Annotated in this window: 19 protein-coding genes and 3 pseudogenes; 11 read left to right on the top strand and 11 right to left on the bottom strand. The window is 67.6% G+C overall.

The window, feature by feature from the left end:
* Positions 1-13 precede the first annotated feature (13 nt).
* From AC5677_RS38450 to AC5677_RS38435, 4 genes are all read left to right on the top strand, one after another.
* Positions 14-553, top strand: coding sequence for a cupredoxin domain-containing protein (locus AC5677_RS38450; protein ID WP_497192503.1), 540 nt, complete (start codon positions 14-16; stop codon positions 551-553).
* Positions 550-1,551 carry a metallophosphoesterase family protein gene (locus tag AC5677_RS38445; RefSeq protein ID WP_497192502.1) on the top strand — a complete coding sequence of 334 codons (1,002 nt, stop codon included), beginning with the start codon at positions 550-552 and terminating at the stop codon, positions 1,549-1,551. The genes AC5677_RS38450 and AC5677_RS38445 overlap by 4 nt, the downstream gene beginning before the upstream one ends.
* Positions 1,548-1,997 carry a hypothetical protein gene (locus AC5677_RS38440; protein WP_497192501.1) on the top strand — a complete coding sequence of 150 codons (450 nt, stop codon included), beginning with the start codon at positions 1,548-1,550 and terminating at the stop codon, positions 1,995-1,997. Before AC5677_RS38445 ends, AC5677_RS38440 begins: the two co-directional genes overlap by 4 nt.
* 505 nt (positions 1,998-2,502) lie before the next feature.
* Complete coding sequence (locus tag AC5677_RS38435; RefSeq protein ID WP_497192500.1) at positions 2,503-2,775, top strand: hypothetical protein; 273 nt, start codon at positions 2,503-2,505, stop codon at positions 2,773-2,775.
* 111 nt (positions 2,776-2,886) lie between these two features.
* Here AC5677_RS38435 and AC5677_RS38430 read toward each other — a convergent pair whose 3' ends face one another.
* A complete protein-coding gene (locus AC5677_RS38430; RefSeq protein ID WP_497196958.1) occupies positions 2,887-3,165 on the bottom strand; it encodes a hypothetical protein in 279 nt (92 codons plus the stop codon).
* Here AC5677_RS38430 and AC5677_RS38425 point away from each other — a divergent pair.
* Positions 3,108-3,608 (top strand): MmyB family transcriptional regulator, encoded by a 501-nt coding sequence (locus AC5677_RS38425; protein ID WP_497192499.1) that lies wholly within the window; start codon positions 3,108-3,110, stop codon positions 3,606-3,608. The genes AC5677_RS38430 and AC5677_RS38425 overlap by 58 nt on opposite strands.
* On the opposite strand, the gene AC5677_RS38420 is transcribed toward AC5677_RS38425, so the two are convergent.
* From AC5677_RS38420 to AC5677_RS38395, 6 genes and pseudogenes are all read right to left on the bottom strand, one after another.
* The gene (locus tag AC5677_RS38420) at positions 3,531-3,932 is read right to left on the bottom strand and encodes a nuclear transport factor 2 family protein (protein ID WP_497192498.1); all 402 of its coding nucleotides are present in this window, start codon (positions 3,930-3,932) and stop codon (positions 3,531-3,533) included. The genes AC5677_RS38425 and AC5677_RS38420 overlap by 78 nt on opposite strands.
* 63 nt (positions 3,933-3,995) lie before the next feature.
* Positions 3,996-4,418, bottom strand: a complete 423-nt coding sequence (locus tag AC5677_RS38415; RefSeq protein WP_497192497.1) for an alpha/beta fold hydrolase — start codon at positions 4,416-4,418, stop codon at positions 3,996-3,998.
* Positions 4,419-4,536: 118 nt separating this feature from the next.
* Positions 4,537-4,647: pseudogene (locus tag AC5677_RS38410) on the bottom strand (alpha/beta fold hydrolase); the annotation flags it as partial.
* A 318-nt stretch (positions 4,648-4,965) separates the two neighbouring features.
* Positions 4,966-5,712, bottom strand: a complete 747-nt coding sequence (locus tag AC5677_RS38405) for an SDR family NAD(P)-dependent oxidoreductase (RefSeq protein WP_497192496.1) — start codon at positions 5,710-5,712, stop codon at positions 4,966-4,968.
* An 85-nt stretch (positions 5,713-5,797) separates the two neighbouring features.
* Positions 5,798-6,112, bottom strand: a complete 315-nt coding sequence (locus AC5677_RS38400; RefSeq protein WP_497192495.1) for a VOC family protein — start codon at positions 6,110-6,112, stop codon at positions 5,798-5,800.
* 68 nt (positions 6,113-6,180) lie between these two features.
* On the bottom strand, positions 6,181-6,924 hold the full coding sequence (locus AC5677_RS38395) for an SDR family NAD(P)-dependent oxidoreductase (protein WP_497192494.1): 744 nt from the start codon (positions 6,922-6,924) through the stop codon (positions 6,181-6,183).
* Between the two features lie 134 nt (positions 6,925-7,058).
* Here AC5677_RS38395 and AC5677_RS38390 point away from each other — a divergent pair, with 134 nt between their 5' ends.
* Positions 7,059-7,652 (top strand): TetR/AcrR family transcriptional regulator, encoded by a 594-nt coding sequence (locus tag AC5677_RS38390; RefSeq protein ID WP_497192493.1) that lies wholly within the window; start codon positions 7,059-7,061, stop codon positions 7,650-7,652.
* Positions 7,653-7,679: 27 nt separating this feature from the next.
* On the opposite strand, the gene AC5677_RS38385 is transcribed toward AC5677_RS38390, so the two are convergent.
* Positions 7,680-8,009 carry a hypothetical protein gene (locus AC5677_RS38385; RefSeq protein WP_497192492.1) on the bottom strand — a complete coding sequence of 110 codons (330 nt, stop codon included), beginning with the start codon at positions 8,007-8,009 and terminating at the stop codon, positions 7,680-7,682.
* A gap of 1,403 nt (positions 8,010-9,412) precedes the next feature.
* A complete protein-coding gene (locus AC5677_RS38380) occupies positions 9,413-10,606 on the bottom strand; it encodes an FG-GAP repeat domain-containing protein (RefSeq protein ID WP_497192491.1) in 1,194 nt (397 codons plus the stop codon).
* Positions 10,607-10,813: 207 nt separating this feature from the next.
* On the opposite strand from AC5677_RS38380, the gene AC5677_RS38375 reads away from it, so the two are divergent.
* The 4 genes and pseudogenes from AC5677_RS38375 (at position 10,814) to AC5677_RS38360 (ending at position 14,041) form a co-directional block, all read left to right on the top strand.
* On the top strand, positions 10,814-11,197 hold the full coding sequence (locus AC5677_RS38375) for a hypothetical protein (RefSeq protein WP_497192490.1): 384 nt from the start codon (positions 10,814-10,816) through the stop codon (positions 11,195-11,197).
* 394 nt (positions 11,198-11,591) lie between these two features.
* Positions 11,592-12,968, top strand: coding sequence for a nucleobase:cation symporter-2 family protein (locus tag AC5677_RS38370; protein WP_497192489.1), 1,377 nt, complete (start codon positions 11,592-11,594; stop codon positions 12,966-12,968).
* A gap of 15 nt (positions 12,969-12,983) precedes the next feature.
* Positions 12,984-13,118, top strand: a pseudogene (locus AC5677_RS38365) (IS110 family transposase); the annotation flags it as partial.
* A 113-nt stretch (positions 13,119-13,231) separates the two neighbouring features.
* Positions 13,232-14,041, top strand: coding sequence for a sulfite exporter TauE/SafE family protein (locus AC5677_RS38360; RefSeq protein ID WP_497192488.1), 810 nt, complete (start codon positions 13,232-13,234; stop codon positions 14,039-14,041).
* A gap of 1,305 nt (positions 14,042-15,346) precedes the next feature.
* Here the strand turns inward: AC5677_RS38360 and AC5677_RS38355 are convergent.
* Positions 15,347-16,006 (bottom strand): TetR/AcrR family transcriptional regulator, encoded by a 660-nt coding sequence (locus AC5677_RS38355; protein WP_497192487.1) that lies wholly within the window; start codon positions 16,004-16,006, stop codon positions 15,347-15,349.
* 304 nt (positions 16,007-16,310) lie between these two features.
* On the opposite strand from AC5677_RS38355, the gene AC5677_RS38350 reads away from it, so the two are divergent.
* A complete protein-coding gene (locus tag AC5677_RS38350; protein ID WP_497192486.1) occupies positions 16,311-18,539 on the top strand; it encodes a GH92 family glycosyl hydrolase in 2,229 nt (742 codons plus the stop codon).
* Here the strand turns inward: AC5677_RS38350 and AC5677_RS38345 are convergent.
* A pseudogene (locus AC5677_RS38345) lies at positions 18,438-18,698 on the bottom strand (DUF5946 family protein); the annotation flags it as partial. The gene AC5677_RS38350 and the pseudogene AC5677_RS38345 overlap by 102 nt on opposite strands.
* Between the last annotated feature and the right edge of the window lie 190 nt (positions 18,699-18,888).

Raw genomic sequence — 18,888 nt, 5'->3', positions numbered from 1 at the left:
AGGAACGGACACCATGCACCTGAACTTTCGCACACCGGTCCGGCGATCACGTGCTGCGGCCGGGCTGGCCGTCGCCATCATCGCCACTGCCGGCGCGGTGGGGCTCCTCAGCTCATGCGGCCAGTCGTCGCATTCCTCGGCCGGCGGAGCCGTCGCCATCACCCCCGGTGCGGGGCAGCACCGGACGGCAGGGATGCCCGGCGCCACGGGGCCGGGGAAAGCCGCCGGTCCCGGCGCCTCGCCGATGCCCGGCATGAGCATGCCCATGAGCCCCTCAAGCACGGCCGCGCCGGTGACCGCGAACGCAGTGACGATCAAGAACTTCGCCTTCTCCCCGGCCACGCTGAAGGTCAAGGTGGGCACGAGGGTGACGTGGACCAATCAGGACACCGACGCCCACACCGTCACCAGCGCCGGATCGGGCGGCGCGTTGCATTCGGCCGCCCTGGCCACCCATGCCACCTACAGCTACACGTTCACCAAGCCCGGCACCTACGCCTACCTCTGCACCATCCATCCGTTCATGACCGCCACCGTGGAGGTGACCCGATGACCGAGTACCACGACAGTCACGACGGAGCACTGGCCGACGACGCCGGTCAGCCCGATACCGAACACGGTATGACTCGACGTCAACTCATGCGGCACGCAGGGTGGTTCGGCGGCGCGGTGGTGCTGACCCTGGCCAGTGGAGAGGTGATAAGCCACATCGCCGGCTCCCTGGACACCAACGCGGGCGCCGCGACCGGGGCCGCCGCAGCGGCAAACGGCGCGCTGCGGTTCGTGCAGGTCTCCGACAGCCATATCGGGTTCCAGGGCCCGGCGAACACGGATGTGGTCGGCTCCTTCACCGAAGCGATCAAGCAGGTCAACTCGCTCGGATTCAGACCCGATTTCGTCATGCACAGCGGCGATCTGACCCACCTGTCCACGGCCGGGCAGTTCGACCAGGTCAAGCAGATGATGGCCGGAATGAAGACAGACCGCGTCTTCACCGTGCCGGGCGAGCACGATTCCATCGGCGATGCAGGCCGCGCCTACCGGCGGACCTTCGGCATGGGCACGCTCGGCGACGGCTGGTACAGCTTCGACACCCACGGCGTGCACTTCATCGCCCTGGTCAACACCCTGAGCCTGGAGAAGCTCGGCCACCTCGGCGCCGACCAGATCGACTTCGTTCGCAAGGACATCGCCGGACTGTCGTCGGACACCCCCATCGTGGTCTTCAGCCATATCCCGCTGTTCGCCATGTACCCGAAGTGGGGCTGGAGCACCGACGACGCCCTCAAGGTCATCGCCCTGCTGCGCCGCTTCTCCTCCGTCACCTGTCTCAACGGGCACGTCCACCAGCTGTTCACCAAGACAGACGGCAACATCACCTTCCACTCCGCCACCACCACCGCCTACCCCCTGCCCAAACCGGGCCGCGCCCCCGCCCCCACCCCGCAGGTCGTCCCCGCCCGGCAGCTCAAAGAGGCACTCGGCATCCGCAGCGTCGGCTACCGCCAAGGCGACCGCGAACTGGCCATCAAGGAACGGAGGCTGGCATGAACACCCACAGACTCCTCGCCCCCACCCTGCGGTCGATGACCGCCGCGACCCTCGCCGCCAGCGGATACATTCACGCCCAGCTCTACATCGACGGGTACCGCTTCATCCGCATCATCGGCCCCCTGTTCCTGCTCCAGGCCAGCGCTTCCTTCGCCTGCACCGCCCTGCTCCTGATCGGGACACCGCCCCTGCTGTTGAGGACCGCCTCGGCAGGCGTCGCGCTCGGCGCCCTCGCCGGCTTCACCGCTTCGCGCACCGTGGGAGTGTTCGGATTTACCGAGCACGGTCTGCAGCCCGAGCCACAAGCCGTCCTCAGCCTCCTTGCCGAAACCGGCACGCTGCTGCTCCTCGCCATCTGGCAGGTGACCGTGACCAGACAATCTCACACTGCCCGACCGCCCGTCAGGACACCCAACTGGGCCACCACCCGCACACCACCCAACTGAACCACCGCCACGAAGCCGCCCGGGATGCCTGCGTCCTGGCTCGGAGTGCGGCGGGACCGGCGCGCCACACACCGCCGCACGGGCTACCCCGACAGAACGGCACGGCAGGGTAGGGCAGGGCAGGGGATCATACGGGTGCTCACCGGTTGCCAGGACTTCGTGTCCGCCCAGGTACAGCACACCCTGCAGCTTGCCGAATCCCCCTCGCTCGGTCCGATCCCCAAGCACTCTCCACCACTCTGCGCGAGCCGCAGGCGAACAGCGGTGTGGATGCCGTACGCGAACGGACAGGCCGGCGGGGCGCACCGTCTGCGTCCCGCCGACCGGCACCGCCGCCCCCAGCCGTGCCGCGGCTACAGCACAGCCCGCCCGCGGACAGCGACATCGTCGAGAGGCGGGCCACTCGCAACGCTTGCGACATCGGCTTTGCCGCCGAACACACCGTCGACCTCCCCGGCGCCATCTGCGCCGCCCGCACCTCATTCCGGAACCAAGGACTGCCCCCATGTACCTGGAACCGCGCCCAGGAATCGCCTGGCCGAGCCCGCACCTCCGCGAGCTGAAGGATGCCGTACGTGCTTTGCTCGGCCTGGACGACGACACCGCCGTCACAATCCGCCAACTCATCTGGGGCGAAGTCGGCTACCCACCTCTGGAGACCATCGTCGAGGTGCTGTCCATGGACGGCGAGTCTCACCGCTGGACGCTCCACCGCCCCGCGGAGCAGATAACCGAGAACGAGCTACGGGCCGCCCTGCTCCACCACCGACCGAGCTGACCGGAACCTGATCGACTGCCCCGGAATCCCGAGAACTGCGCGACGAGCGGCTTGCGGACACCGCACTGACCGGCGTCCGCGGCTCGGGAAATACCGCCCTCAACCGCATCCTCACCAGGACGATTTCGGCGCGGGCGACGTCGGCGCGAACCCGGCCCCACACCGCCCATAGACGAACACCGCCTGAGCTGCGGGCCGTTCTCCACCATCCATCTCGATTCGTGGGCCGCCACACACCGTCAGGAACTGCTCGACCAGCTGTCCTGACAGATTGCGGCAGAGCGCGCCGGACGAAAGATCCGCATCTGTGCCGGACGGAACAAGGCCGAACTGTGCTTCACCCCGACCTACCACAACCGGGCGAACCCGCTCGGAGCCCACTTCGGTCACGTTCGTCAGCTCACCCTGGCCAACTCCCACCACCCCAACCACCCGGCGCAGTCCCAGGCGCTGCACCGCTACCTAGGCCGAGTGTCGCGCCCGGTCCTCGAAGCGCTCGCAGACGCGCTGGTGCTCGCCCCGGACGAGCGAGCGTAGCTCTTTGCGGTGCCGGACGTGACGCAGGCCGCTCCCGCGCGACAGCCCGCCGAGCAGCGGTCGACCAGCAGCTGCGGCAGCTGGTCGACGGCATGCCTGACATCCCCGCGATGATTTTGGGCGGCCGCCAGGACCTGCTGGCCTGGAACACAGCGGCCACCGCCGTGCTCACCGACTTCGGCTCGCTGCCCCAGGCAGCTCGGCCACACCGGAGCCGGTCAGCGGTCGGGCGGGAACTGGTCACCGAACATCGGCAGCCCGCTGACGGACTCGGCGTGGGTCGCCTCATCCTGTAGGACGTCCCAGTGTTCGGCGAGCTTGCCGTCTTCCATGCGCACCACGTCGGCTGCCACCGAGGCGGCGGGGCTGCCATTGCCGCTGAAGCGGCCGTAGAGCATGACGTGATCGCCTTCGGCGAGGACGAGCTGATGCTCGTAGCGCAGGGTGTCCGGCAGCGAGCGGATCAGGTCGAACAGACCCGCGCGTCCTGGTGCGATGTGCGCGCTGTGCTGGATGTAGCGCTCGGACCAGAAATCTTCGGCGGCGACGTAGTCACGCTTGTTGAACAGCGTGTCGAACGCTTCCAGCACCAGTGCCTTGTTCTGTTCGGGAGTAGTCATGTGATCCTCCACGAGGTAGCCGCTGCATTCCCTCGCCCATCATCATGTCGATCGGCATGGTTTCTACGCCCACCGCGCCGCACGGTGCACGCGGCTGCTCCTCGCCGACTCCTGCTCGGAGTCGAGGCAGAGTTTGGCGTACTTGACGAACAGCTCGGGGTACTGGTGATGAGCGCCGTGGTTGGCGTCGGGGTAGAGGATGAGCTGGGCGTTCGGGGCGTGCTGCTGAAGCAGATAGGAGTTGACGGTGGGGATGATGATGTCGTTGTTGCCGTTGACGACGAGGGTGGGCTGCTTGAGGTCGGCCAGGTAGCCATAGGTGTCATCCTTACGCGCGCCCCAGGTGCCGATCGCTGCCGCCTGGGCCTGTACGGCCTCCGGGGCGACGGGCGCGTCGCGGTCGGAACGGGCCGTGACCCGCTCGGCATAGGCGCGGCCTGCGGCCTGGCTCTCCGTGGAGGGAGAGAAGAGAATCGGCAGCCACATGTCCTCCTGCCGGTCGTACGTCTCGAAGAAGAGTGCCTCGGTCTCGGGGGGGCATGGCTCCCAGGCCCTGGCCGCCGCGGGGCGCGGTTCCGACCAGGACCAGCTTGCGCACCAGTTCGGGGCGGTCGAGGGCGACCTGCTGCCCCACCAGGCCACCCATGGAATGGGCGAGAACGTCGATGACGCCAAGGCCGAGGGCATCGATGAACAGCTCGGCGTCCCGCGCCATCTGCTCGATGGTGTCGGGAGTCCGTCCGCCGCTGGAGGCGACGCCGACTCGGATGTGAGGCAGACATGTGTGCAATAAGGAGCCGGTCTGCCGCGAGGCTCTCCAGCTCTCTTCAATGTCGCGTTCTCCGCCGCCACCGCCACCGTCACCGCCGCCGGCGGCCCTGCGAGGCCGGCATCGCCGATCGGCGTGGATCAGTGAACCTCGCTGGGCGCAGCGCGTCTCACCTTGCTGATTGCGTGCGCTAGAAGCCTGAAGAACTGTTCCACTCACGGCCAAGTCAACCGGGCGCGGAGCGAACCTCCGCGCCTGGACGGGTTAGTTGGCGGTGTGACCGCCGTCGACGTTGAGAATATGCCCGGTGATGAATGAAGCTTCGTCCGATGCAAGGAAGACGATCGCTTCGGCAAGCTCCTCCGGGAGGCCGAGGCGACCCAACGGAACATCCGCCACCAGAGCCGCTTTGTTCTCCGGTATCCCGGTAAAACGGGTCAGCATGCCGGTGTCTGTAGGACCAGGCGCCACGCCGTTCACGCGGATTCCGGACTTGGCGAGCTCGAGCGCCACGGACTTGGTGATGCCTTCGACGGCATGCTTGCTGCCGACATAGAGGGAGGCTCCCGCCGCACCTTCGTGCCCGTAGGTCGAGGAGATGTTGATGATGGCTCCGCTGCCCTGTCCTTGCATGACGCGCGCTTGGTGCTTCATGCTCAGGATCACTCCGAGAACATTCGTGTCGAACGTCGCGGCATAGGTTTCCGCGGTCTGGTCCGTGATCGGGCCGACCTTGCCTTCGGTGCCGGCATTGTTCACGGCGACATCGAGACGGCCGAACTGTGCGACGGTCTCGTCGACCAGAGCGCGGATGTCATCCTCCTTGCGGACGTCCGCGTTGATGAACTCGGCCTCGGAACCGAAAGAGCGCAGCTCCTCGGCGAGCGCCTTGCCGGCCTCATCGCGTCGACCGGCAACGACCACCTTCGCGCCCTTCTTGGCGAAGGCGACGGCGGTGGCGCGGCCGATGCCGCTGAGCGCTCCGGTGATCAGAATGACGGGCTTGTTCATTTCCACTCCTGTGCTTCTGTGCTGCCGGGCGGCCTGGTCGCGGACGCGTTCGCTCGGGCTCGGCTGCATACTCCTTAGCTGCGTTTCATGTCTCGGCCGGTGACGAGGGCGAACTCGTTGCCTTCGGGGTCGGCGAACGCGTCCAGCGGGCGAAGCCCTGAGCGACGTCGCGGATCCGGGACGCGCCGAGCACGATCAGCCGCTGGGGCCCGGCCTCGAAGAGGGGGCTGATGAGGTCGAGGTGGAGCCGGTTCTCCACCGGCTTCGGCTCGGGGACCTGGTGGAAGCTCAGCCGCGGGGTGGCCCCGTCCGGGTCGAGTGCGGCGAATTTCGGGGCTCGCGCCTGGGGCGACGTCCCGCCCGAGGGCCTCGGCCCAGAAGTGCGCGAGGTTCTCGGCATCGGCGGCATCGACGCTCAGTCCGTACACGGTGCTGCTCATGACCGTTTGCCTCTCAGGGCAGACAGGTTCAGATGGCGGTGCGGCCGCCGTCGACGGCGACGTTCGCGCCGGTGACGTAGCCGGCCTTCGGCGAGGCGAGGAAGGCGACGACCTCGGCGATCTCTTCGGGCTCGGCAGCGCGCTTCATCGCGGTGGTCTCCGCGAGCGCGTCGAACAGGTCGCGGGCCTCGGGCCGGGTGTAGACCGGTCCGGGGGCGACGGTGTTGAAGCGGACGCCGCGGCCGCTGTACTCGGCGGTCCAGCCCCGGGTCAGTGACGCCAGCGCGGCCTTGGTCGCGCCGTACGCGGCGCCGGTGGCCAGGCCGAGGCTGCCGGCCATGCTGCCGATGTTGATCACGCTGCCCGCCCCCTTCGCCGCCATCGCCGGGGCGAACGCGGCGACGAGGAAGAACGACGCGCGGACGTTGCTGGCGAACATCGCGTCGTACTCGGAGACCTTCATCTCCTCGGTAGGCGCCCAGATGGCTTGCCCGGCGTTGTTGACCAGGACGTCGATCTCGCCTACCTCGGCGGCGAGCCTGTCGATGCCGGCCGGGTCCTCAAGGTCCGCTTCGACGAACCGGGCATGGCCGCCGGCCGCAGTGATCTCGTCGACGGTCGCGGCACCTCGCTGAGCGTTGCGGCCGGCCACGACGACGGACATTCCCTCGGCAGCGAGCCTCTTGGCGACCGCCCGGCCGATGCCGGACGTAGCCCCGGTGACCAGGGCAGTAATGGGGTGTAGGTCGAGGTTTTCGTGCTCCACAGACATGGGTTGCACCTTCTCGAATTGTTACCCAGACCGGTCTGTCTGTTAACACCTCCAACTTAGACAGACCTGTCTGGATACGTCAAGGGAACGCGGAACAAATAAAGACAGACAGACCTGTCTGCTAATATGCGGGTATGTCTGAGAAGGTGCTGTCACCGAAGGAACGCAGCGCGGCGGCGCGGGCGCGACTGCTGGCCGCCGCCAACGAGCTGTTCTACGCCGAGGGTGTCCAGTCGGTCGGGATCGACAGGGTCATCCAGCACGCCGGGGTCGCGAAGGCAACGCTGTACAGCGCATTCGGCAGCAAGGACGGCCTGGTCCGCGCCTACCTACAGGCACGGCATGCCGCGACCGTCGAGCGCATGACACGCGAGCTCGAGACCCGTTACGACAGCCCGAAGGAGCGCCTGGTCGGCGCGTTCGAGGTGCAGGGGCTCTCGTTCATCGAGCCGGGGTTCCGTGGCTGCGCGTTCATCAGCGCGAGCGCCGACGCCCCACCCGGCGGCGTCGTCGAACAGGCCGCGAATGACTACCGCACCTGGCTACACGAACTCTTCTTCGGCCTTGCCCAGCAGGCAGGAGCCAAGGACGCGAAGTCACTCGCCCAGCAACTGGTACTGCTTTACGACGGCGCCGGGATCAGTGCCTGGCTGGACCGCGACCCCAGCGCCGAAACAGCGGCCCGCACCGTAGCCGCCGCCCTGGTCGACGCCGCCATCCCAGACTGAGACGGAACCACCCCACGGCGACCACGATCACCAAACCTCGAATTCCTTGCCTTCGCCGGGATAGCCACGACTCTGATCTGCTACCGCCGGCTCTCCGCCTGAGACGGCGCTCAGGTAATTGGCGCCTCGTGCCGTTACCTGCCAGCGGTCGATCACCTCGCGGTTTCGGACGACCAGTAGCTCATCGGCGAGATCTACCGGCGTGCATACGTGGTTGGGGACGACAGCAAACAACGCCCCGAGGCGTGGCCCCCGCACCCCTTCCGGAAGCCGGACAACGGCGTGGTGCTCCCACAACCTGCGTCCCCGAACGCAGGAACCCCACCGGCAAGCCGACGGGGGTTCCTCACCTCTCACGCGGTATCACACGCGTCTCACCAACAGCATTGACGCTCCTGGACCACAAGGCCCTGACCTGCGCCTACACCCCTGACCTGGACCACCTGGATCACGCAAGACGCGATCTACAACATGTGCCAGGTGGGACCGTCACAGCTCAAGGACAGTGGTCCCCCCCGCGTGGCCGGTCTCGCTGTCCGTGGCCGGATGCAGATGCCGTCGGAAGCATGGGCTCCTCCAGGGCGGCATGGGTGTCCGTGTCGGCGGGCCGGGGATCGTCAGGGCACGCGGTTGCCGGCGTCCGGATGTGACCATGGCCGAACTCAACAACGGCTTTCGTGACGATGAGCAACGGCGGCGTGTCCGGAGTGTCATTCATGATCGCCTCGCCGACGACCGTGGCCCCCAGGAGTGCCGCTTTCTCATGCGGTTCCGGTGGCAGCTGCTCATGTCGTACCAAGAGGTGTCGATGGACGAGCTCGGCCTGAACGTTGGCCGGCCGAAGCTGGACGTGATCGAGTCATTGATCAGGGCCATTGATCAGGGCCATCAGGTCGTCCCATGCCGAGATCGATGTCTGGATTGCCAGCACCCAACCATTCTTCCCGGTGATTCAAGACCTCCCAGGAAAACGGCAGTCACCGTGGCCGGAGCTTCGTCAGTCGGCGCAGCAGATGACCGGAGCTGTTTCGTAATTCCTGGGACGCACCCTCAAGGCCTCAGCGTTTCTGGGCCTACAGCGCCGCGAGCCGCATGGGCACCGCAGACTGTTCCATCGCGCGACCGCCTGCCGGACCGATCGGTCGGTTCTCCTGGGATCTGGTCCCTGTTTCAGCCTTTCCGGCTCCAAGCTCGGTCGACATCGCAAACAACACCGGCGAGCGCTGCGGTAGTTACCAGGGAACGGCCTGATCTGCCACCGTCTCAGTGGATGGTACTTGCGCTCGTGGCCGAACGTCCCGGCCACGGCTTCGCCATCACAGCCCTCACGGCGGAGGGCCCAGAAATCGGCGAGTTCTGGCATATCGCGCGATCTATGCCTGGCAGCTGGAACACGTCCGCGCCGGGTGCGGGCTTCTCGACGCCGTGACGTCGCCTTGACGCTGCCGGCCGCCAAGACCGGCTGACGTCACGTTCGTGGTCATCCTCCCCTCGGCATCCACGTCACCGCCGCGCGCGTGCCACGACTCGATCCGGCCGATACCGGTCAGCAACGACCACGACAGGTGGCACCCCGGCGGCGCCGCCGCAGCCTTCACATACGCGTCCAACACCACACCCGGTAGCCGTGGACGGTGCTCAACGATGTGTGTGTGCCGGCGAGACGGGCTCGGCGATCGCATCATCGCAATCGCCGAGCCCGCGACGCGCGTCAGCGTCTCATAGGCAGCCGCCGGAAACGGCTCGTCGGCTACGACACCTCAACGATGGTCTCGCGGGAGCCGCCGGCCGTGATCGAATCCCTGCACGGGAGCGTCGGACCGCCGTTGGTGGGGTGCCGTCCGCGGCCGCTTCGTCGTGTTGAGCAGTACCGACGCGTCCTTGACGAACGTCGCCGAGCTGTTGCTGTTGGCCGTGACGACATCGGGACGCCCATCGCGGTCGAGGTCGGCCACCGCTGCGGCATACGGGTGGCTACCGCCGTTGAGCCCGAATGCGAGCGGGCTGCCGAACGCACCCGTGCCGTCGCCCTCGAGCACCACGACCTCGTCCGAGCCGGAGCTGGAGACGACCAGGTCGGCGTGGCGATCGCCATTCAGGTCGGCCACCGACGCGGAGGTGAGGTTCGACCCCGCCGACAGTACGCTCGCGGTGCCGAACCCGCCCGTGCCGTCGCCGAGCAGGACGGCGACGCGCCCCGGCGTGCCGGGCGCCACGAGGACGGCGTCCGGCTTGCCGTCCTCGTTGACGTCGGCGAGCTTGAGCTTGGACGGCAGCGTCATGCCGGCCGAGACGCTCGACGCCGTGCCGAAGCCCCCGTCTCCGTCGCCCAGCAGCACGGAGAGAGTGCCGGCCGATGAGTTGGACGTGACGAGATCCAGATGGCCGTCGCCGTCGAGATCGGCGGCCGCGATGCCCTGCGGGCCGGTACCGCTGCCCAGTCCGAACCGCGTCGCCGCGCCGAACGTGCCGTCCCCGTTGCCGAGCACTACCGCGACGTTGCTCGTGTTCGTGTTGGACGTCGCGAGATCCGGCTTGCCGTCCTCGTCGAAGTCGCCGACGGCGACGTCGTTCGGCCAGCGCACGACACACGGGTTGTCGCCCGTGGTGTCGCACCCGGGCCTCGGGTTGAGTTGCACCGCCGCTCCCGCGCCGAGAGCGCCGGAACCGTCGCCGAGCCAGACCAGAGCGACGTTGCCGCGCGCGTCCTGGCTGATGACGTCCTTGTGGCCGTCGCCGTTGACGTCGCGGATCACTGCCGAGTTGATGAAGAGGCTCGACGAGGTGCGCGGCGCCGCGTACTTCGTTACGGCGCCGTAGCTGCCGCGGCCCGAGCCGAGGAACACGCCGAGGCCCTCGGTGCGGATCGCCGTCACGAGGTCCGGTATCCCGTCGTTGTTGAGATCGCCGATCGCGACGGCGGAGCTGCCGCGGCCGTTGTCGTCGAGGTTCACCGCGGTACCGAGCCTGGTCGTGTGGGCGACGGCCGCCGAGGCCGGACTGCCGGCCGTCACGACGGTCGCTGCCGCGAAGATGAGCGTCAGAACTCGGCGGGACCGACCGCGCGTGAACGCAACTGAGCGGCCGTCCGGCGTGAGGTGCCGACGTGGTGATCTGTACATGGGCGAGGCCCCTCCTCAGGGCCTGATGAACAAGAGTTGGTGACGCACTTCGGCAGTACGACCGCCGATGGGCAAAGTGCTGTGCCGGTCGTTACCGATCCGGCCCGTGCCGCCGGCGACGACTCGATCGAGGGATCGCCGGTGGTGAAGGTGGCGGTCCGGTCGTGCGGCGGCCCGCCGGGCAAGGGGCCGCTGGGCGCTGGACCGGAGCGACCACGCGGCACCGAACTCGTCGGCTGTGCCCCCTCAAGATCGCAAAAGTGGCCGCCTCCGGGCTACGTACGATCCGATGAAAAAAACCGTGATTTTCCGGCCGCATTTGTGGTCGGAGCCAATGACCGGAGGGGATGGGCGCACCCCCTCAAGGGCGGGTCGCAATTCGTCGAACTGGTCCGAGATTTCCGTGCCTTGACAGAATTTTGAAACCGTGAGGGACTGACTCGGCTCGGTGAGACCGGAGCCGCCCCCGATCCCGTGGACACCACGGCCGTGCGGCTTCTCCGGTCGATCGGCACAGCCCGGGACACCATCCTCGTTCCGGCCGCCGATCCACTTTCCCGGCGTACGCCGGATTCCCGCTGCATCAGGCCCCGCCGGGGCCTCCGGTCAGGAGTCCTGTCGACGCCCCGCGCATCCGCGCTCCGCCGAGGCTCGACCCTCACCGGCACACCCGGCACCTTCGGCACGTCCGCAGCCGTACCCCTGCCACTTCGCATCCGACCGCACACCGCGCGGCCGGCCCCTCACGCACGCCCCCGGCTGCGTGTGCGGTGCCGGTCACGCCACCGATCATGCCCACTCCAGGAGCGACCTGACCATGAACGAACCCCAGACCCCCGAGGGCGGGGCGGCCAAGCACGCCGTCGACCAGACCCTGCCCCCGGTCAAATTGATCGGCGCCGGGCTGCAGCACGTGGCCGCGATGTACGCGGGCGTCGTCGCGCCACCCCTCGTCGTCGGCATCGGAGTCGGCCTGTCCACCCCCGACATCGCCTTCCTCATGAGTGCGAGCCTGTTCGCCGCCGGCATCGCCACGCTGCTGCAGACCCTCGGGTTCTGGAAGGTGGGCTCCCGTCTCCCCTTCGTCAACGGCGTCTCCTTCGCAGGCGTCGCACCCATGCTCGCGATCGCCAAGGCGCAGAGTCCCGAGGATGCGCTACCGGTCATCTACGGAGCCGTCATCGTTGCCGGAGTCCTCGGATTCCTCCTGGCGCCCTGGTTCTGCAAGCTGGTGCGCTTCTTCCCCCCGATCGTCACCGGCACGGTTATCACCCTCATCGGCGTCTCGTTGCTGCCCGTCGCCTTCAACTGGGCCCAGGGCGGTAACCACAAGGCCGACGACTACGGAAGCCTCACCAACATAGGCCTGGCCGCCGCCAGCCTCCTGATCACGGTCGTCCTACGCCGAGTGCTGCGGGGCTTCCTGAAGCAGCTCTCGATACTCCTCGGCCTGGTCGCCGGCACTCTGATCTCCCTACCCCTGGGCGCGGCCGACTTCAGCGGCGTCACCAACGCCGACCTGATCGGCCTCCCCGCCCCCTTCCACTTCGGAGCCCCGCAGTTCTCCCCCGCTGCGGTGATTTCCATGTGCATCGTCATGCTCGTGATCATGACGGAGTCGACCGCTGACGTCCTGGCCCTCGGCGAGATTGTCGGCCGGCCGGCCGACGAACAGACCCTGGCCGCAGCATTGCGCGCCGACGGACTCGGCACCGCCATCAGTCCCTTCTTCAATGCGTTCGCTGCCAGCGCCTTCGCCCAGAACGTCGGCCTGGTAGCCATCACCAAGATCCGCAGTCGCTTCGTCGTCGCCGCAGCCGGCGGCATCCTCATCCTGCTCGGACTCTGCCCCATGCTGGCCTCGCTCGTCGCCCTCATCCCCCAGCCCGTCCTGGGCGGCGTCGGCATCACCCTCTTCGGCACCATTGCCGCCGGCGGAGTGCAGACCCTCACCAAGTCCTCGCTGGAACACGGCGATAACGTCCTCATCGTCGCCATCTCCCTCGGCGCCGGCATCATCCCCATGGCCGCCCCGGACTTCTACCACGCCTTTCCCGAGAGCCTGCGCATCATCCTCGACTCCGGGATCAGCACGGGCTGCGTCGTCGCCGTCCTCCTCAACCTCGCCTTCAACCACCTGGGACGGACATCCGGGCCCTCCCCCGCGGAGGCCGCCCCCCAGCCGGTGCACTGACCCCACAAGCGACCCCAGAAGCGGAAAGAAGGGCTCATTCATGTTCGGTCCGTGCTGTCTCTGGCCAGACGCAGTGTGGACGTCCTGTGGGCCGTGCTGAGTGATGGACGCTTGTTCACTCCAGCTCCTCCCGTGCCCGCCTCGGCTTGAGACACGAGGCAGTAATCTGCCTCTACGAACCTAGATCAAGTACGCAGTGTCTTCCCCCAAAGGTTGAGCTGTGCCCTAGCGGGCCGGGCCTGCCGGCAGGGACGATCCTCGCCGTGTCCACTGCTACAGACCTCACGCGACCGAGCCACTCAGTCCCCTTGGTGTTCGCCTCGGGGGCGGGCATCGGCGTGCTGGGCGGGATGATCGGCTTGGGCGGCGCGGAGTTCCGTCTGCCGCTGCTGATCAGCTTGTTCGGGTTCGCTGCGCTCTCGGGCGTCATTCTGAACAAGGCGATGAGCCTGGTCGTGGTCGTGGTCGCGCTGCCCGCCCGTCTGGCGGCGGTACCGGCCTCCGAGGTGGCCGCGAACTGGCCCATCGCGGTCAACCTGCTGGCCGGGAGTCTGCTGGGCGCCTGGGCCGGAGCGAGCTGGGCAGTGCGTATGCGCAGCTCCACCCTGTACAAGGTGCTGGCCGCGCTGATGGTGTTCATGGCCGGCGCCCTGTTGGTCACGCACACCACAACCCTGGGGGCGCTCTCGCTGCCGCTGTGGGCACAGGTGCCCTGCGGGGTGGTGGCCGGCTTCGGCATCGGAGTGGTTGCGGCCATCATGGGCGTGGCAGGGGGTGAGCTGCTGATCCCGACGATCGTGCTGCTGTTCGCGGTGAACATCAAGACGGCGGGAAGCCTGTCCCTGCTGGTGTCGTTGCCGACGATGCTGGTGGCTTTCGCCCGCTACAGCCGGGACGGCAGTTTCGCGGTGCTGGGCGCCAACATCCGCTTCACCGTGCTCATGGCCGCAGGATCCATCGCAGGCGCGATGCTGGGCGGGCTGCTGCTCGGCGTGTTCTCGGATCTGGTACTGATCCCGGTCCTGGCCCTGATCCTGCTCGTCTCCGCGGTCAAACTCGCCCGTCACAACTGACCCGGCTGGGGTTGACTCGGGCATTGCGATGCACCGCATCGGGTGACCTGGGTGCGCCAGCACCTTCGCCGACCGGATCCGTGCCGACGACGAGCTGGCCCTCGCCCACCAGTACCTCGCCAGCTCGACCAACGGCCACCACCCTCTATGCCGGCGTCGCAGCCCTCATCCGCGACGCCGGCACCGACCATGGCCTCACCGCCCGCGCCACCGTCCTGCACACCGAGAGCACCATCGCCGGCCTCCCCTGGCTCGCGCCACTCATCGAGACCGTTCTCGCCTTCCACCACGCCGTATGCGGCGCACGGCGACGACACTCAGACCGGCAACAACATCAGCCTCGGCCCCGGCGTCACAATCGGGCGGCGATCCCGAATCACCAGCGGGCCTGGCTCACGCGCGCAGCGAGCCGGCGAGCAAGGGGAGCCTGCACTCTAGGTGCGGCACGTGCTCTCGGGCCGTGGTGGTCGGCGGGGCGCGCGGTGTCAGGCAGCAGACAGGGAGACGGATTCGACAGCCGCTTGGGCTTCTGCTAGCACTTTTTCCGCCACCTGACGGACGTCGGTGGGGACATCGCCCAGGTCATGGACCAGGCGGTCATATATGGGCGCTTCGGTGGCGCTGTCGGCGCTGGGGTACACAGTGTCTTACCTCGTCCAGAGTGGGAAAAGCAGGGGCTGAGTTTACGGCAGAGATCGGCCGGCATGCCGGCCGCCGACGCGCAGATCGGCACGAGCATGGCGAAGGTCCTGGAGCGGGCAGCCGAGATGTCCGCGTTCCGGCCGGACCGGGGGAACGTGGACAAGGTGCCGCCGAACGACTGCCCCGGCCGCGCGTCGGCCGGGGCAGCCTCGCGCGACGCCGTCAGGCCGCTCCTCTGTCTGGCCCCACGGCAGTCACGCAACGTAGCCAGTAGCAGCGCATCAGATGATCTGTCTACCGACGGCGCCCTTCACTCTCCGCATGGCTTTCTCTGCGGAGAATTTGGGGAGTTTAAGCAGCGCTGGAGAGCGCGTGGGGAGAATTGGCTGAGCAACACAGCACGAGCCTGAAAGACACCAAGCATGAACTGACACTCTCGACGATCACTCAAGCCGCTATGTCAAGCCGTCGGGGCGTCGGGGGCTCACAAGCATGAGAAAGCCCCCGACACGAAGCGAGGGCTTCACGTCGCTCAATCGTGCAACGACGATGACTGTGCCCAGAGTTCCGCGAGTCGCCTCTCGTGCAGAGGACCGGCCATATGTGCGGCACGCGCGGGAGTCCGGGCGGCCCGGGGCCCTGTGAGCGGCGGAATGGCTCGGCTCACCCTTCCGCGGCCGTCAGCCGGCCGCGCAGGTCCTCCCAGTAGGAGTGCAGCATCCGCTTGAGCTCGTCCACGGTTTCCAAGTCCGGATCACCGCCGGTCTTGAACACCTCGTGCAGCACAGCGTTGGCGGCCCACACCACCATCCGCGTCGCCCGTTGCGCCCGCTCACCGCCGGGCCCGCCCGTCAGGTGCTCGATGACGCTCTGCAGCCCCTCGGCGATGAGCGTGTTGCTCACCTCGTCGGCCCGCGCGAGCTCGGGACTGAGGTGCCGCCCGGCCCACAGAGCTATGCCGCCCGGCTGGGACCGGAAGAGCTCGGCGTAGACGTCGACCACCGTGCCGACCAGGTCGGTCAGTTCGCCCTCGACGGCACGCTCGACGAGTTCGTCGATGGCGGTTTTGAAGGCCACCAGGTACCGCTGGCCGAGTGCGTCCACGACTGCGCTCTTGTCGGGGTAGAACTGGTAGATGCTGCCGACCGGCGAGCCCGCCTCCTCGGCGATGCGCCGCATCGTCAGCGCCTCGTACCCCTCCTGGGACAAGATCCGGTCGGCCGCGACGAGAATGGCCTCGACCCGGGCCCGGCTGCGGGCCTGCTGCGGCTGCCTCCGCAGCCGCGCCCGCGAAGCCGACTGCGGCTTCCCTGCTTCCGTCACCACGTGCCCCCGGTCGTCCGATGACGCGAACGTAGCACGCGGCCACGGAGCGCTCCGGCCGACGCTGTGCCGTACAGGATCACTCCGGCGACGCCGACGAGGGTCTGCGGGCCGCCGCCGCAAAAGCCGAGTGGGACCATTGCGGGATCAACGGATGTTGCGTCAGACTCCATCCACTCCATGACAACGCTGTCAGATTGAGTGGAGTGCGAGTATGCATCTTGATGGACCCTCGGCTCCCGGTGCCGGAGTACGCGGACGGCCTCCCCGGCCTGCCCCGCTCGCGTGGCGCATCGTGATCGTGATGGCGCTGGTGGCGGCGCTCATCCCGCCGCTCGCCACAACGAGTTGGGCGGACGAGGCTTCCTCCAACGTCGACCTGGTCAATCCTTTGATCGGGACGACGGGCAAGAGCAGCACCGAGTACGGCGGGATGATTCCCAGCACTGCACCACCGTTCGGCATGACCCGGTGGTCCCCCATGACCCGCGACAACCACGTCGGTCGTGCGCCATACCACCTCAACGACCCGAAAATCACGGGCTTCATCGGTACGCACCAGCCGGCGATCTGGATGGGTGACTCCGGATACGTGGTCGGCATGCCCGGTGTCGGTATGGTCAAGACGGCCACCTCCGACCGCGGACTGACGTTCCGCCACGCCGGCGAGAAGGCTTCGCCCGAGCGCTACACGGTGGACATGAACGCCGGGCCGGGACAGACGCTGAAGACGGAGATGACAGCCACATCGCGGGTCGGGGTTCTGCGGATGAGCTATCCACAGGACGCGGAGTCGAACTTCGTGCTGCAGGCCACGCGATCGGGCGTCACCGGCCATGTGCGCATCGATCCGGATGTCCGGGAGATCACCGGCTACAACCCCGACCGCCAGGACAAGGGCCTCGGACCGTTCAAGGCCCCGAACTTCAAGGGCTATTTCGCCGCCCGGTTCGACACGCCGTTCGCCAGCTATGGCACGGCCACCAGCGCGGCCCAGCACGAGGGTCAGGCCGATCGCACCGACAGCGACGTGTCCGCGTATGTGCGCTTCCCGTCGGGCACCCGGACGGTGCAGGTCAGGATCGCGACATCGTTCATCTCCGTGGACCAGGCGCGTGCCAACCTGGCCGCCGAGGTGCCCGACGACCAGACCTTCGAAGAGACCGTGGCCAAGACCCGCGCGCAGTGGAACCAGAAGCTCAACCAGGTCCTCCTACAGGGCGCGACACCCGACCAACGGTCCATCTTCTACACTGCCATGTACCACGCCCTGCAGTATCCGTCGGAGATGTCGGAGCACGGCCGTTACTACAGTGCCTACGACGACAAGGTGCACTCCGGGGTCAGTTACACCGGCTACTCGCTGTGGGACACCTTCCGCGCCGAGAACACGTTCCTGACGCTCTTCGCCCCCGAGCGGATCGACGGCATGGTCACCTCGATGCTGCAGGACTATCAGCAGGGCGGCTGGCTCCCGATGTGGAAGAACGTCACCGAGACCAACATCATGGTCGGCACGAACGCCGACTCCGTCATCGCCGAGGCCATCGCCAAGGGCTTCACGGGGTTCGACCGCAAGTTGGCCTATGAGGCGGTGTACAAGGACGCGATGACGCCGCCGGACAAGGACACCGAGCTCGACTACCACGATCGTCAGCCGAATACTCCGGTCGAGGCGCGGGCGGGATTGACCACGTACAAGCAGAAGGGCTGGGTTGCCGCGGACCGCACCGCGGAGGCCGGTTCCCGCACCCTGGACTACGCGTACGAGGACTGGGCGGTCGCGCAGGTCGCCAAGTCGGTGGGCCACGGCGACGACGCTGACTTCTTCCTGCGACGCAGCAAGAACTACAAGAAGCTGTTCAACTCCTCGACCGGTCTCATGCAGGCCCGCAACTTCGACGGGTCCTGGGCGAATGGATCGTTCACCGAGGGAGACCAGTGGGTCTACACGCTCGACGTCCTCCACGACATCCCCGGGCTGATCGCGCTCAAGGGAGGCGGCGAGAAGTTCGCTTCATGGCTGGACGAATACTTCGCCGGCGGGCACAACAATCACACCAACGAGCCGAGCCACCATGCCCCCTACCTGTACGACTACACGGGACGGCCGTGGAAGACACAGGAACAGGTGCGCCGGATCGCCGACGCGAACTACGCCAACCGTCCTGATGGTCTGAGCGGCAATGAGGACTGTGGGCAGATGTCGGCTTGGTATGTGCTGTCGGCGCTGGGCATATACCCGGTCAATCCGGCATCGGACCAGTACGCGGTGGGGAGTCCGTTCTTCGACCGGGCGGTGCTGCACCTCCCGGCGGCATCCCGCCCCCTGGTGATCAGCGCACCTGGGGCAGCCTCGAAGCAGTACGTGCAGGCGCTCTCCCTCAACGGCCGGAACATCACCCAGCCCTTCCTGAGCCACGGCGAACTCCTACGCGGCGGTCGGCTTCACTTCACGATGAACTCCGCGCCGCAGAGCTGGGCGGCGGCCTCTCCGACTCCCGACACCCCCGACCTGGCCCACACCAGGTGAAGACCGGCCGGTCGGCCATGTCCTTGTGGAGGCGGGGCCCTCGCGCGGGTCGACGCCGTCTTCCAAGAACATGCACAGCGTGATCAGGTAAACGGCACCGCTTTGCACGGCTCGGTGCGAGTGCCCTGCCGGGTGCTGACAGTTGTAGGCGTCGACGACCGGTTGGTGAGGGCCCGCGGCGCCTACGGGCGGGCATGCCGAGGTCGAGGTGGAGGCACAGCGAGGTCATATGCACCGCCGCTGATTGCCGCTGTCGGCGGCCGCCTTCCGCTCCCTGCGCTCTACGTGGCGCGCCGGGGAACGCGGCGGGACATCAGGCCGGCCGGATCAGGAGAGCTGATCCGGCCGG

The sequence above is a fragment of the Streptomyces sp. JLSY215 genome (assembly GCF_059682825.1).
Note: the sequence above shows the minus strand (reverse complement) of the source record. Positions and strands in the feature narration are given on the sequence as shown.

Coding starts and splice junctions, on each gene's coding strand:
- AC5677_RS38370 (WP_497192489.1), top strand. CDS start 11,592: ATGAACGAACCCCAGACCCCCGAGGGCGGGGCGGCCAAGCACGCCGTC.
- AC5677_RS38350 (WP_497192486.1), top strand. CDS start 16,311: ATGGCGCTGGTGGCGGCGCTCATCCCGCCGCTCGCCACAACGAGTTGG.
- AC5677_RS38435 (WP_497192500.1), top strand. CDS start 2,503: ATGTACCTGGAACCGCGCCCAGGAATCGCCTGGCCGAGCCCGCACCTC.
- AC5677_RS38390 (WP_497192493.1), top strand. CDS start 7,059: ATGTCTGAGAAGGTGCTGTCACCGAAGGAACGCAGCGCGGCGGCGCGG.
- AC5677_RS38445 (WP_497192502.1), top strand. CDS start 550: ATGACCGAGTACCACGACAGTCACGACGGAGCACTGGCCGACGACGCC.
- AC5677_RS38420 (WP_497192498.1), bottom strand. CDS start 3,932: ATGACTACTCCCGAACAGAACAAGGCACTGGTGCTGGAAGCGTTCGAC.
- AC5677_RS38400 (WP_497192495.1), bottom strand. CDS start 6,112: ATGCCGAGAACCTCGCGCACTTCTGGGCCGAGGCCCTCGGGCGGGACG.
- AC5677_RS38405 (WP_497192496.1), bottom strand. CDS start 5,712: ATGAACAAGCCCGTCATTCTGATCACCGGAGCGCTCAGCGGCATCGGC.
- AC5677_RS38415 (WP_497192497.1), bottom strand. CDS start 4,418: ATGTGGCTGCCGATTCTCTTCTCTCCCTCCACGGAGAGCCAGGCCGCA.
- AC5677_RS38440 (WP_497192501.1), top strand. CDS start 1,548: ATGAACACCCACAGACTCCTCGCCCCCACCCTGCGGTCGATGACCGCC.
- AC5677_RS38450 (WP_497192503.1), top strand. CDS start 14: ATGCACCTGAACTTTCGCACACCGGTCCGGCGATCACGTGCTGCGGCC.
- AC5677_RS38395 (WP_497192494.1), bottom strand. CDS start 6,924: ATGTCTGTGGAGCACGAAAACCTCGACCTACACCCCATTACTGCCCTG.